General features: G+C 60.8%; 13 protein-coding genes. 6 read left to right on the plus strand and 7 right to left on the minus strand.

What is annotated here, in order from left to right; genetic code table 11:
• Positions 1 to 41 precede the first annotated feature (41 nt).
• Positions 42 to 662: an HAD superfamily inactivated hydrolase PcrP gene (gene pcrP / locus AC1RBR_RS18035; protein ID WP_492565916.1), complete on the plus strand. Its 621-nt coding sequence runs from the start codon at positions 42 to 44 to the stop codon at positions 660 to 662.
• A 109-nt stretch (positions 663 to 771) separates the two neighbouring features.
• Positions 772 to 1,035: a DUF4404 family protein gene (locus AC1RBR_RS18040; RefSeq protein ID WP_103368827.1), complete on the plus strand. Its 264-nt coding sequence runs from the start codon at positions 772 to 774 to the stop codon at positions 1,033 to 1,035.
• A gap of 177 nt (positions 1,036 to 1,212) precedes the next feature.
• Here AC1RBR_RS18040 and queF read toward each other — a convergent pair whose 3' ends face one another.
• Together queF and copI are read right to left on the minus strand one after the other, a co-directional pair.
• Positions 1,213 to 2,043, minus strand: coding sequence for an NADPH-dependent 7-cyano-7-deazaguanine reductase QueF (gene queF, locus AC1RBR_RS18045; RefSeq protein ID WP_253149813.1), 831 nt, complete (start codon positions 2,041 to 2,043; stop codon positions 1,213 to 1,215).
• Between the two features lie 61 nt (positions 2,044 to 2,104).
• Positions 2,105 to 2,638 (minus strand): copper-resistant cuproprotein CopI, encoded by a 534-nt coding sequence (copI, locus tag AC1RBR_RS18050; RefSeq protein WP_492565918.1) that lies wholly within the window; start codon positions 2,636 to 2,638, stop codon positions 2,105 to 2,107.
• 154 nt (positions 2,639 to 2,792) lie between these two features.
• Here copI and AC1RBR_RS18055 point away from each other — a divergent pair, with 154 nt between their 5' ends.
• Positions 2,793 to 3,473, plus strand: a complete 681-nt coding sequence (locus AC1RBR_RS18055) for a heavy metal response regulator transcription factor (protein ID WP_095140045.1) — start codon at positions 2,793 to 2,795, stop codon at positions 3,471 to 3,473.
• Entirely contained in the window at positions 3,473 to 4,822 is a 1,350-nt protein-coding gene (locus AC1RBR_RS18060) for a heavy metal sensor histidine kinase (protein ID WP_492565920.1), read from the plus strand. Before AC1RBR_RS18055 ends, AC1RBR_RS18060 begins: the two co-directional genes overlap by 1 nt.
• 98 nt (positions 4,823 to 4,920) lie before the next feature.
• Here AC1RBR_RS18060 and AC1RBR_RS18065 read toward each other — a convergent pair whose 3' ends face one another.
• The 3 genes from AC1RBR_RS18065 to AC1RBR_RS18075 form a co-directional block, all read right to left on the minus strand.
• On the minus strand, positions 4,921 to 6,165 hold the full coding sequence (locus AC1RBR_RS18065; RefSeq protein ID WP_041068958.1) for a lipoprotein-releasing ABC transporter permease subunit: 1,245 nt from the start codon (positions 6,163 to 6,165) through the stop codon (positions 4,921 to 4,923).
• 64 nt (positions 6,166 to 6,229) lie between these two features.
• A complete protein-coding gene (lolD, locus tag AC1RBR_RS18070) occupies positions 6,230 to 6,913 on the minus strand; it encodes a lipoprotein-releasing ABC transporter ATP-binding protein LolD (protein ID WP_177327499.1) in 684 nt (227 codons plus the stop codon).
• Between the two features lie 7 nt (positions 6,914 to 6,920).
• Positions 6,921 to 8,171, minus strand: coding sequence for a lipoprotein-releasing ABC transporter permease subunit (locus AC1RBR_RS18075; RefSeq protein WP_095140043.1), 1,251 nt, complete (start codon positions 8,169 to 8,171; stop codon positions 6,921 to 6,923).
• A 94-nt stretch (positions 8,172 to 8,265) separates the two neighbouring features.
• Here AC1RBR_RS18075 and AC1RBR_RS18080 point away from each other — a divergent pair, with 94 nt between their 5' ends.
• Together AC1RBR_RS18080 and AC1RBR_RS18085 are read left to right on the plus strand one after the other, a co-directional pair.
• Positions 8,266 to 8,847, plus strand: coding sequence for a PilZ domain-containing protein (locus AC1RBR_RS18080; RefSeq protein ID WP_039772787.1), 582 nt, complete (start codon positions 8,266 to 8,268; stop codon positions 8,845 to 8,847).
• A 14-nt stretch (positions 8,848 to 8,861) separates the two neighbouring features.
• Positions 8,862 to 9,584: a glycerophosphodiester phosphodiesterase gene (locus AC1RBR_RS18085; protein WP_047600122.1), complete on the plus strand. Its 723-nt coding sequence runs from the start codon at positions 8,862 to 8,864 to the stop codon at positions 9,582 to 9,584.
• Positions 9,585 to 9,626: 42 nt separating this feature from the next.
• On the opposite strand, the gene sthA is transcribed toward AC1RBR_RS18085, so the two are convergent.
• Together sthA and AC1RBR_RS18095 are read right to left on the minus strand one after the other, a co-directional pair.
• Positions 9,627 to 11,021: a Si-specific NAD(P)(+) transhydrogenase gene (gene sthA, locus AC1RBR_RS18090; RefSeq protein ID WP_003226580.1), complete on the minus strand. Its 1,395-nt coding sequence runs from the start codon at positions 11,019 to 11,021 to the stop codon at positions 9,627 to 9,629.
• Positions 11,022 to 11,218: 197 nt separating this feature from the next.
• Positions 11,219 to 12,268, minus strand: a complete 1,050-nt coding sequence (locus tag AC1RBR_RS18095) for an FAD:protein FMN transferase (RefSeq protein WP_492565923.1) — start codon at positions 12,266 to 12,268, stop codon at positions 11,219 to 11,221.
• Positions 12,269 to 12,297 lie beyond the last annotated feature (29 nt).

The raw sequence follows: 12,297 nt of genomic DNA on the forward strand, positions 1-12,297 counted from the left end.
CCTGGAATGACTAGCCTAATCGCTATTTCAGGGACGTAGCCATGTCACATGCCGAAACCTTGCCCCTCGCCGCGCCCGGCCTGACAGCCGTACTGTTCGGACTCAGCGGCTGTCTGGTGGATTTCGGTGCGCGCGCCCGGCAACAGACGATCGCCTTGCCCGAACATACCGAGGCCACGCCAGGTGCGCTTGACAGTCTGCACAGCTTGCAGCACCAGCAAATTCCCTGCGCCTGGCTGGATGACCTGCCCCCTGCCCTCGCCCAATCGTTGTCGGCCGCACTGCCGGCGTCAATCAAACCTGCGCAACATTCGGCAACAATCAATCCATGGCCCGCGCCGAATGCCTGCTGGCAAGCCCTGATGGATTTAAATGTCAGTAGCCTGGACGGTTGCATTCTGGTCAGCGGCGAGCCGCGCCTGCTGCAATCGGGCCTCAACGCCGGGCTATGGACCATCGGCCTGGCGTCCTGCGGTTCGCTTTGCGGCCTGTCGCCGAGCGAGTGGCAAGCGCTGAGCCAGAACGAACGCGACCAACGACGCGGCAAGGCAACCCTGCAATTGTTCGGGCTGGGCGTGCATTCGGTTATCGATCATCTGGGCGAACTCGACACCTGCCTGGCCGACATCACCCTGCGCCGCCTCAAGGGCGAAAAGCCCTGACCGGGATCATGCAGGTTGCAGCAGAGTGGATTAATCTAAAGGTCAGCCATAGACCTTTGGCGCGCGGCTGCGGTCAATGCCAGTGCCTCTTGATAAAAGGAACCCCACCATGCCCGCCCAAGAACTGCAAAAACAACTCGACACCCTGCGCGAGCAACTGGAGCAGAATCCGCCGCTAACCGAAGCCGAGCGTGAAGATCTGCATGCGCTGATGGCGCAGATCGAATCGGAAATCGAACTGGAAAGCGTCACGCAGGAAACCAGCATCGCAGACGGTGTGAACCTGGCGGTGGAACGCTTTGAAGTTGAACACCCGGCCATTGCCGGCACCCTGCGCAATATCGTTAATGCGCTGGGTAGCATGGGCATTTGACTGCCCTGCGCTGAAACGCAAAAAGCCCTGCCAGCGATGGCAGGGCTTTTTCATTTCCACAACTTGAAACGCGATCCCTTGTAGGAGTGAGCCTGCTCGCGATAACGGTGTATCAGTCGACATCAATGTTGAATGTCAGTCCGCTATCGCGAGCAGGCTCACTCCTACAGGGGTTATTCATTGGCGCACAAGGCGATGGTTCGGCAGTTGCGCAGTCCCGGTGCTGCGATACGGGTTGATGTCGAGCCCGCCACGACGCACATACCGTGCAAACACCGTGAGTTTCTCCGGCTTCAGCAAACGCTGCAGGTCGAGGAAGATCCGCTCCACGCACTGTTCGTGGAAGTCCGAGTGCTGGCGAAAGCTGACGATGTATTCCAGCAGACTGGCGTGATCCAGCGCCGCACCGCGATATTCCACCACCACGCTGCCCCAGTCCGGCTGACTGGTCACCGGGCAGTTGGATTTGAGCAGATGGCTGTGCACGCTTTCTTCGACAATCCGCGAATCATCGCAACGCAGCAGCTCCGGACGCGGATGCTCATAGTTGCTGACGCTGATGTCCAGATCATCAATGCACACGCCCGGCAACGCCACGACGCCTTCGGCTTCGACGTCCTTCAGGCTGCGTACCCGTACGCCGACCGGTTTGCCGGCAGCCGCCGACAGGTCCTTGACCAGCGTCGCTTCCAGGCTGGCGGTGTCGGCAAACGAAGTCTGGTTCAGCGAGTTCAGGTACAGCTTGAACGACTTCGATTCGATGATGTTCGGCGAATCGGCCGGAATACTGAATTCACCGATCGCCACCACCGGTTTGCCCGAGGGCAACAGCCACGACAGCTCAAAACAGTTCCAGAAATCCACACCTTTATACGGCAGGGTTTCGGCGGTCAGCCCCAGTTCGGCCCATTTCGCGGTGCGCGGAATCGGGAACAGCAAGGACGGCGTGTACGTGGCGATGTATTCGCTGGATTTGCCCAGCGGCGAATGTTCGGCTGCGGGATGCATGGCGGAAACCTGACTGAATAATCAGCGGATTCTATCAGCCTTTGCGCCCGCCTTTGAGTGCTTACTGACTGACTGTCAGTTTGCCGACCATGCCCGCCTGGTAGTGACCGGGAATATTGCAGGCAAATTCCAGACTGGTAGCTTTGTTGAAAGTCCAGGTCAGCTCGGCGCTCTTGCCCGGCTCGACCAGCACGCTGTTGGGGTCGTCGTGCTTCATGCCGTGGCCCATGCTGCCGTGATCCATACCGGCCATGTCGTGGGACATTTCTTTCATGCCGGTAGGCGTGAGCATGCCGCTTTGCTGCATCTGCAACATTTCCTGCTGGTGTCGGGCATGCATCGCCGCGTCACCGAGGTTGAATTCGTGCAGCAACTGACCTTTATTCACCAGCACAAAGCGAACCGTCTCACCGGCCTTTACCTGAATCGCCTTGGGCTCAAACGACATGTCGTTCAGCACCACCTCGATGCTACGGGTGGCCTTGGCCGCCGGGGCCGGCTGGCCGAAGTCATAGCTGTGCGCGGGCGCGGCCCAGACAGGTGAACTCAGCGCCAGCAAACAGGCGGCGACGGCCAGAGGGTTGCGCAAAAACATAGTCATACTCCAACAAGATAAGGTTCAGCCTGTGGGAAACTCTAGCCCGCGTGCGCTGGCAGCTACCTGACAGGCAGATTACAACTTTGTCAGGTTGGCGCGTGTCGCCTGCTCCCACGGTATAACGCTTTTGTTCCTACAATCCGAGCCGCCCATGAAACTGCTGATCGTCGAAGACCAACCGAAAACCGGCCACTACCTGCGCCAAGGCCTGACCGAGGCCGGCTTCAACACGGAACTGGTGGCCGACGGCGTCAGCGGTCAGCAACTGGCGTTGAGCGGTGATTATGCGCTGTTGATTCTCGACGTGATGCTGCCCGGGCGCAGTGGCTGGCAGATTCTGCAGGCGGTGCGCAGCGCCGGCCTCGACACGCCGGTGCTGTTTCTCACCGCCAAAGACGCCGTGGAAGACCGGGTGCACGGCCTCGAACTCGGCGCCGACGATTATCTGGTCAAACCCTTCGCCTTTTCCGAATTGCTGGCCCGGGTGCGCAGCCTGCTGCGCCGGGGCAGCGCGACGCCGCAGGAAACCAGCCTGCAACTGGCCGACCTGCGTCTGGACCTGATTCGCCGCCGGGTCGAACGCAACGGCCAGCGCATCGACCTGACCGCCAAGGAATTCGCCCTGCTGGAAATGCTCCTGCGCCGCCAAGGTGAAGTGCTGCCGAAATCGCTGATTGCCTCGCAAGTCTGGGACATGAACTTCGACAGCGACACCAATGTGATCGAAGTCGCGATCCGCCGCCTGCGCCTGAAGATCGACGATGACTTCCCCAACAAACTGATCCACACCGTGCGCGGCATGGGTTATGTGCTTGAGGAGCGTCCTGCCTGATGCGTCGCCTGTCCTTGAGTTCTCGTCTGGCCTTGCTGTTTGCCGCCTGCACTGCCGTGGTCTCGCTGTTCGCCGGGGTGCTGTTCAACCGTGCCAGCGAGGCGCATTTCATTGAGCTCGATCAGCAATTGCTCGATGGCAAGCTGATCGGTCTGCGCCGGGCCTTGCAGGATGTGCAACCCGCTCAGCGTGAGGCGCGGCTGGCGGATGAGCTGAGCCGTCAGGCCGATCTGGCGCTGCGCATTACCGGCAGTGACGGCCAGCGCTGGTACGACAGTTCGACGCAGATCCCCACGGATTTGCCGAAACAATCCGGCCTCGCGACCGTGAGTCAGCAAGGCACTGACTACCGCGTGCTCAACGCCCCGCTCCACCCGGATCAACCCGATTCGCCGCAACTGACGCTGCTGCTGGACATCACTCATCACCAGCACTTCCTGCAACGCATGCAGCATCTGATCTGGCTGACCATCGGGCTGTCGGCCCTGGCCACCGCGCTGCTCGGCGCCTGGGCCGCACGCAGCGGTTTGCGTCCACTGCGGCGCATGAGTGCGATCGCCCGTGGGATTTCCGCACAATCACTGAATGCCCGACTGCCGGAAGCGCAAATGCCGCCGGAGCTCGCGGAAATGGCCCACAGCTTCAACGCCATGCTCGGACGCCTCGATGACTCGTTTCAACGGCTGTCAGCGTTCTCTGCCGACATCGCCCATGAACTGCGCACACCGCTGTCGAACTTGCTGACCCACACCCAAGTCACCCTCACCCGCCCACGACCGCTCGAGGATTACCGCGAAGCCCTGCACAGCAACCTCGAAGAACTGCAATGGATGGCACAACTGGTCAACGACATGCTTTATCTGGCCAAGGCTGACCATGGTTTGCTGATGCCTAAGCGTGAGGTGCTGGAGCTGGCGGATGAGAGCGATGTGTTGCTGGAGTTTTTCGCGCCACTGGCCGAGGACGCAGGGGTGACGCTGAGCCGCGAAGGTCATGCGCGTATAGAGGGCGATCGCAGCATGCTGCGCCGGGCCTTGTCGAATCTGCTGGATAACGCGCTGCGCTTCACTCCGGCGGCGGGCAGCGTGAGGCTGTCGATTGTCGATCAGCTGGATGCCGTGCAGGTGTCGGTGGAGAACAGTGGCGAGGGCATTTCAGCAGAATTGTTGCCGCGGCTGTTTGACCGATTTTATCGGGCGGATCCGGCTCGGCAGGAAGGCAGCAGTGAGCATGCGGGGTTGGGGCTGGCGATTACGCAGTCGATCGTCCGCGCGCATGGTGGGCAGATTCATTGCGAATCGGCTGCGGGGTGGACGCGGTTTGTGATCGAGTTGCCCAAGGGGAATTGAGGCCGGCAGGTCCGCCCCCATCGCGAGCAGGCTCACTCCTACAGTTGAAATGCATTCCCCTGTAGGAGTGAGCCTGCTCGCGATAGCGGTATTTGAGCTTACGAATATCTCAGCGCATGCGCCGGCTCGATCTTCGCCGCCCGCAACGCCGGATACACCGTCGCCAGGAAGCTCAGAATAAAGCCCGCCGAGCAGATCAACAGCACATCCCCGCCCTGCAATTCCGACGGCAGGTTGCTGACGAAATACACGTCGGAACTGAAGATGTGCTGTCCGGTAACGCGCTCGACCCAGCCAACCATTTCACTGACGTTCAGCGCCGCGATCACGCCGAGCACGCCGCCAATCAGCGTGCCGACAATCCCGATCACGGTGCCCTGCACCATGAAGATCGCCATGATCTGCCGTGGCGTGGCGCCGATGGTGCGCAGGATCGCGATGTCCGCGCCCTTGTCGTTCACCACCATGATCAGCGTGGCGATGATGTTGAACGCCGCCACGGCGACGATCATCAGCAACAGCAGGCCGATCATGGTTTTTTCCATTTTCATCGCGCTGAACAGGCTGCCCTGGGTGTGAGTCCAGTCGTCAGCCTTGAACTCGGCACCGAGGCCTGCGGCGATGTCCGAGGAGACTTTCGGCGCGGCGTACAGATCCTTCACCGCGAGGCGCACGCTCTGCACCTGATTCGGTTGCCAATGCTGCATGGTCGCGGCATCGGCCACGTGGATCAGGCCCATCGAACCGTCCAGCTCGGCGCCGACCTTGAACACACCGACCACGTTCAGGCGCTGCATGCGCGGGGTGATGCCACCCGGTGCGGTGCTGACTTCCGGGACGATCAGGGTGATCTTGTCGCCGACATTGAGTCGGAAGCGGCGCGCGGTGATTTCACCGATCACCACGCCGAACTCGCCCGGTTTCAGGTCATCGAGACGCCCCTGGACAATGTGCTGGGCAACGATCGACACCTTGCCTTCCTGGGCCGGATCGACACCGCTGATCTGGATCGGCTGCATCAAACCCTTGTAGGACAGCATGCCTTCCATCTCGGTGAACGGCACGGCGGCGGTCACTTCAGGATTTTTCAGCGCGGCGGCGGCGACCGGCTGCCAGTCATCGATCGGCTTGACGCCAACGATGGTCGCGTGCGGCACCATGCCGAGGATGCGCGAGCTCATTTCACGCTGGAAGCCGTTCATCACCGACAGCACCACAATCATCGCCAGCACGCCGAGGGCGAGCCCGATCATCGAAGTCATCGAGATGAACGAAACAAAGCGATTGCGGCGCTTGGCGCGGGTATAGCGCGTGCCGATAAAGATCGATAACGGTCTGAACATTCGCTGGGGCACCGTATAAAAATAAAAGACCCGATGCCTTACACAGGCACCGGGTTTCGGTCGGTCAGATGGTGGTCAAGCAGCCTTCCTGCAATTGCAGGACGCGGTCCATCTGGCGGGCCAGGTTCATGTCGTGAGTCACCACCAGGAACGCCGTGCGCATTGAAGTGCTGAGTTCCAGCATCAAGTCCTGGATGCCTTCGGCGGTGTGCGAATCAAGGTTGCCGGTTGGCTCGTCGAGCATCACCAGGCCTGGATTGTTCACCAGCGCCCGGGCGATGGCCACACGCTGGCGTTCGCCACCGGACAGCTCGGCCGGTTTGTGCTCCAGACGATGGCCCAGCCCCACGCGCTCCAGCAACGCGGTAGCGCGCTGGCGTGCTTCCGGGATCGCGGTCTTGCCGATCAGCAGCGGCATGCAGACGTTTTCCAGCGCGGTGAATTCCGGCAGCAAGTGGTGGAACTGGTACACGAACCCCAAGGCACGGTTACGCAGCAGGCCACGCTTCTTCTCGCTCAGCGCCGACAGCTCTTCGCCGTCGAGCCAGACGCTGCCCTCGGTTGGCGTGTCGAGACCGCCCAGCAGGTTGAGCAAGGTACTTTTACCCGAACCGGACTTGCCGACGATCGCCACACGCTCGCCGGGGTGCAACTCCAGTTGCAGACCGGCCAACACTTGCACCGACTCCGGGCCTTCCTCGTAGGATTTGCCCAGGTTGCGGCAGCTCAAGATTGCTTTATCACTCATGCCCGACTCACTCATAACGTAGCGCCTCCGCCGGCTGGGTGCGCGCGGCACGCCAGGCGGGATACAGGGTGGCGAGGAAACTCAGGACCAACGCAGCGGCGCAGACCATGACCACGTCCTGGCTCTGCACCTGCGACGGCAGGTAATCGATGAAATACACGTCGGCGTTGAGGAACTTGTGGCCGATCAGCCCTTCGAGGGCGGAAATCGCCGCACTGACGTTGAGCGCGGCGAGAATACCGAGCACCGCACCAATCGCCGTACCGACCACGCCAATCACGGTGCCCTGCACCATGAACGTGCGCATGATCGTCCCTGGTGTGGCGCCGAGCGTACGCAGAATGGCGATGTCGCTCTTCTTGTCATTCACTACCATTACCAGCGTGGAAATGATGTTGAACGCAGCCACCGCAACGATCAGCAGCAACAGCAGGCCGATCATGGCTTTTTCCATGCGGATCGCCTGATACAGGTTGCCGTGGGTGCGGGTCCAGTCGCGGGCGTAGTAATGGTCTTCGCCCAGCTGCTGGGCGATGGTCCAGGCCACGCGTGGCGCCTGGAACAGATCATCGAACTTCAACCGGATGCCCTGCACCTGATCAGGCTTCCAGCGGTGCATCTTCGCCAGATCCTGCAGGTTGGTGACGCCCAGGTAGCCGTCCAGCTCACCTGCGCCGACATGGAAGATGCCGACCACGGTAAAGCGCTTCATGCGGGGAAACATCCCGGCCGGGGTCACACTGACCTCCGGCGCAACGAAGGTGACCTTGTCACCCAGGCCTACGCCGAGCTTGGTCGCGGCCTTGTCGCCGATGACGATGCCGAAGCTGCCCGGCGTCAGGTCGTCGAGTTTGCCCTGCTTCATGAAGTTGTCGATGATCGACACATTGCGTTCGAGCGCGGGGTCGATGGCGTTGAGCAACACCTTGGACACCTGGCCGTTGTTGGTCAGCAAACCCTGCATCTGGGTGAACGGCGCAACGGCCGTCACCTGCGGGTTCTGCTTGACCTTGGTCGCCAGGCTTTGCCAATCGTTGATCGGTTCGCCGGTTTCAAGAGTCGCGTGGGGCACCATGCCCAGCACGCGGGTGCGCATTTCATGATCGAAGCCGTTCATCACCGATAGCACCACGATCATCACGACCACGCCAAGGGCGAGCCCGATCATCGAAGTCAGGGAAATGAATGACACAAAATGATTGCGACGCTTTGCACGGGTATAACGCGTGCCGATAAATACGAAGAGAGGTCTGAACATGTCGGGGCTTGTTCGGAGGGAAAAGGAACGTCCTTGTGGCGGGGGTCGATAACCAGCTTTACACTCAGACCACCGCCGCTACCATGGGTTCGCCATGTCGACATTAGATGAAGAAGATCGCCGCGAATACTACCGTATCGAGGACACGATCGCACTGGAAATTCGGCCCCTGTCCGCTCCCGAAGCCGCAGGCCAAGAAGTGTTGCAGGATGCTTCCCCGCTGTTCAACCTGCTCAGCGAACTGCACCTGAGCGAATTCGAGTCGCAGCACCTGTTGCGCCAGATCAGCGAGCGCGACCGGGCGATCGCTGCGTTCCTCAAATCCCAGAACAAACGCATCGACCTGCTCAGCCAGGTGGTCGCCCTGACCGTGCTCGGCCATATCGGCGAGCCACAACCGGTGATCATCTCCGAGGGCGGGATCGACTTTCAGCACCCGACCCCGATTGCCACCGGCGCGCACCTGTCGGTGAAACTGGTGCTGATGCCGCAAGCGCTGGGCCTGCTGCTGCGCGCCCGGGTCACCCATTGCGATCGCAAGGGCGACGGCTACGACGTCGGCACCGAGTTCGAACACTTGACCGACGCCCAGCGTCAGTTGCTCGCCCGCTATATCTTGCAGAAACAGGCCCAGGAACGACGCCTGGCCCGTGAACAGAACGAATCCGGCATTTAAATTAAGGAAGCACCGTGACCCTCATCTACGGCCACCGCGGCGCCAAGGGCGAAGCACCGGAAAATACCCTGACCAGTTTTCAGGAATGTCTCAAGCACGGCGTGCGCCGTTGCGAACTGGATCTGCACCTGTCCAAGGACGGCGAGCTGATGGTGATCCACGACCCGACCCTCAAGCGCACCACCGACCGGCGCGGCAAGGTGGTCGAACACACCGCCGCCGAACTGGTGACCTACGACGCGCGCAAGGGCGGCCCGGGCTGGATCAAACCGTGCCCGATTCCGACCCTGGAAGAATTGTTCGAGCAGTGTGATTTCGAGCACTGGCAACTGGAAGTCAAAAGCGCTTCACGCACCCGCGCCGCGACTACCGTACTGGCGATTCGCGAAATGGCCCAGCGTCATGGCCTGCTGGACAAGGTCACCATCACTTCGAGCTCGCGGGAAGTGCTGAAAGCGGCGCTGGACCTGGTACCGGACGTGTCGCGTGGACTGGTGGCCGAATACGCCTGGCTCGACCCGCTAAAGGTCGCGGCCAGCTATGGCTGTGAGATTCTGGCGTTGAACTGGACGCTGTGTACGCCGGAACGCCTGCAGAAGGCGCAGCGTCAGGGGCTGCATGTCTCGGTGTGGACCGTCAACGAGCCTGCGCTGATGCGCAGACTCGCCGACTTCGGCGTTGACAGCCTGATTACAGACTTTCCCGGTTTGGCCACTGCCACCCTCGAGAATTGCTGAAATCGGTCTCCCCGGCCGGCTCAGGCCACCGGCCGGAGCCCGTCAAAAAAGCCGGTTGAGGCCGTCGTACGCCGCTACCCGATAGGCTTCGGCCATGGTCGGGTAGTTGAACGTGGTGTTGACGAAGTACTTCAGGGTGTTCAACTCGCCCGGCTGGCTCATGATCGCCTGACCGATGTGCACGATCTCCGACGCCTGATAACCGAAGCAGTGAACGCCCAGCACTTCCAGGGTTTCACGGTGGAACAGGATCTTCAGCATGCCTTGCGGCTCGCCGGCGATCTGCGCACGCGCCATGCTCTTGAAGAACGCCTTGCCGACTTCGTACGGCACCTTGGCCTGGGTCAGCTCCTGCTCGTTCTTGCCGATCGAACTGATCTCCGGAATGGTGTAGATACCGGTCGGCACGTCATTCACAAAGCGCCAGCTGCCGTTATCGACGATGCTGCCGGCAGCCGAACGACCCTGGTCGTGGGCGGCACTGGCCAGGCTCGGCCAGCCGATCACGTCGCCGGCGCCATAGATGTTCGGCACGCAGGTGCGGTAGGCCTCGTCGACTTCGATCTGGCCACGGCTGTTGACCTTGACCCCGATGTTTTCCAGACCGAGCTGGTCGGTGTTACCGGTACGGCCGTTGCACCAGAGCAAGGCATCGGCCTTGATCTTCTTGCCGGACTTCAGGTGCAGGATAACCCCGTTATCGACGCCCTCAACGCGATCGTAATCCTCGTTGTGGCGCACGGTGATGTTGTTGTTGCTGAAGTGATAGCTCAACGCCTGGGAAATTTCCGAATCGAGGAAGCTCAGCAACTGACCACGGTTGTCCACCAATTCAACCAATACACCCAGACCGCTGAAGATCGAGGCGTATTCACAGCCGATCACGCCGGCGCCGTAAACGATCAGTTTGCGCGGGGTGTGGCCGAGGCTGAGGATGGTATCGCTATCGTAGATACGCGGGTGATTGAAATCGATGTCCGCCGGGCGGTACGGGCGCGAACCGGTGGCGATGATGATGTGCTTGGCCACCAGCTTCTCGACCACACCGTTGGCGCAGACCACTTCGATGGTTTGCTCGTCGGCGAAGCTGCCGGTGCCGAAGAACACGTCGACGCGGTTACGGGCGTAGTAGCCAGTGCGCGAAGCGACTTGTTTGGAGATAACCTTTTCAGCGCTTTTCAACACGTCCGGGAAGGAGAACCAGCGCGGCTCGCCGATCGCCCGGAACATTGGGTTGGTGTTGAACTGCATGATCTGCCGCACCGAGTGACGCAGGGCCTTGGACGGGATGGTACCGAGGTGGGTGCAGTTACCGCCGACCTGGCGACGGCTGTCGACCATCGCCACCTTGCGCCCTGCTTTGGCGGCGTTCATTGCCGCGCCTTCTCCCGCCGGGCCGGAACCCAACACCACCACGTCGTAGTTGTAGACAGCCATGCGTACTCCTCAGAACAGGCCGCGGTGCCAGCAGCACCGGCGGCTAAATCACGCCGAATCGTGGCGCGAAGGAACAATTGGGGGTCAGTAAAGAACCCGGACACAGTCTATAGAAGCGTCAACGCCGCGCACATTAACCCTTGGTCGCGTCGTAGGCTACTTTTGCCTGCACTACAACGCCAGCTTTCGTACTGTTTTCAGTCAACTTTTGCGCCACTGAGGCGCTCGAAAGCTGCACTGGTGCGGATAACAAAACCTGTATCGGCACGAATCACGAAGAATGCACCAATGTCGTGTTTTTCGGCATAGTCCCAAGCCCTTTCAGGCCCGAGAATCAGCAACAGCGTCGATAGTCCATCGGCCATCAACGCTGAAGGATGAATCACCGTGACTGACGCCAGGTTGTGTAGGACTGGCGCCCCGCTCCGCGCATCGAAGGTGTGGGAATAACGCCGGCCGTCCTGCAGGAAATAGTTGCGGTAATCCCCGGAGGTGGACACGCCGTAGCCATCGACCTGAATGATTCGCTCGGCCACCTGTTGGTCATCACGCGGCTCCTCCAGCGCAATGCGCCAGGACGAGCCGTCGAGCTTTCTGCCTTTGGCCTTGAGTTCTCCGGTGGCTTCGGCGAGATATTCATGGATGCCCATCGATTCGAGACGGGCGGCGATGGTGTCGACGGCGTAACCGGCGGCGATGCTGTTGAAGTCGACTTCGATAGCGGCGTCCTTGCACAAACGGTCGCCGTCGATATGCAAATGGTGGTAGCCGACCCGCTGCAGGGTTTCGGCCAGTGCGGCGGGACTGGGGACTTTCTCCTCACGCCCTTGCGGGCCGAACCCCCAAAGATTCATCAGCGGCTCGACGGTCAGGTCGTAGGAACCTTCACTTTGCGCTGACAGCTGTTCGCCGACGCGAACCAGTTCGAGCACCGAGGCCGGCATGGTCTGACAGTTGTTCGCCGGCAAGGCATTGAAGCGTTCGATTTCGGAGTCGTTGCGGTAGGTCGACATCTGCCGATCCACTTCCGCGAGGATGCTCTCTACTTCCCGGCGCACGTGCGCCGGTTCGGCAACACCGGCGTGTCGCACGTACTTGATCGAATACGTGCTGCCCATGGTCGGCCCCCCAAAGCTTTCCATGGACTCACCGTTGCCACAGGCAGCGAGGACAACCGCCACACTCACAAGCCAAACCCACCGTCCAGTGAACAATTCTTCATCTCCCCATAAAAGCGCGCCAGCCATTATGGATCAAAGGCCCGCACGCTCCCCAA

The organism is Pseudomonas sp. GW823-FHT01D03 (assembly GCF_058798255.1).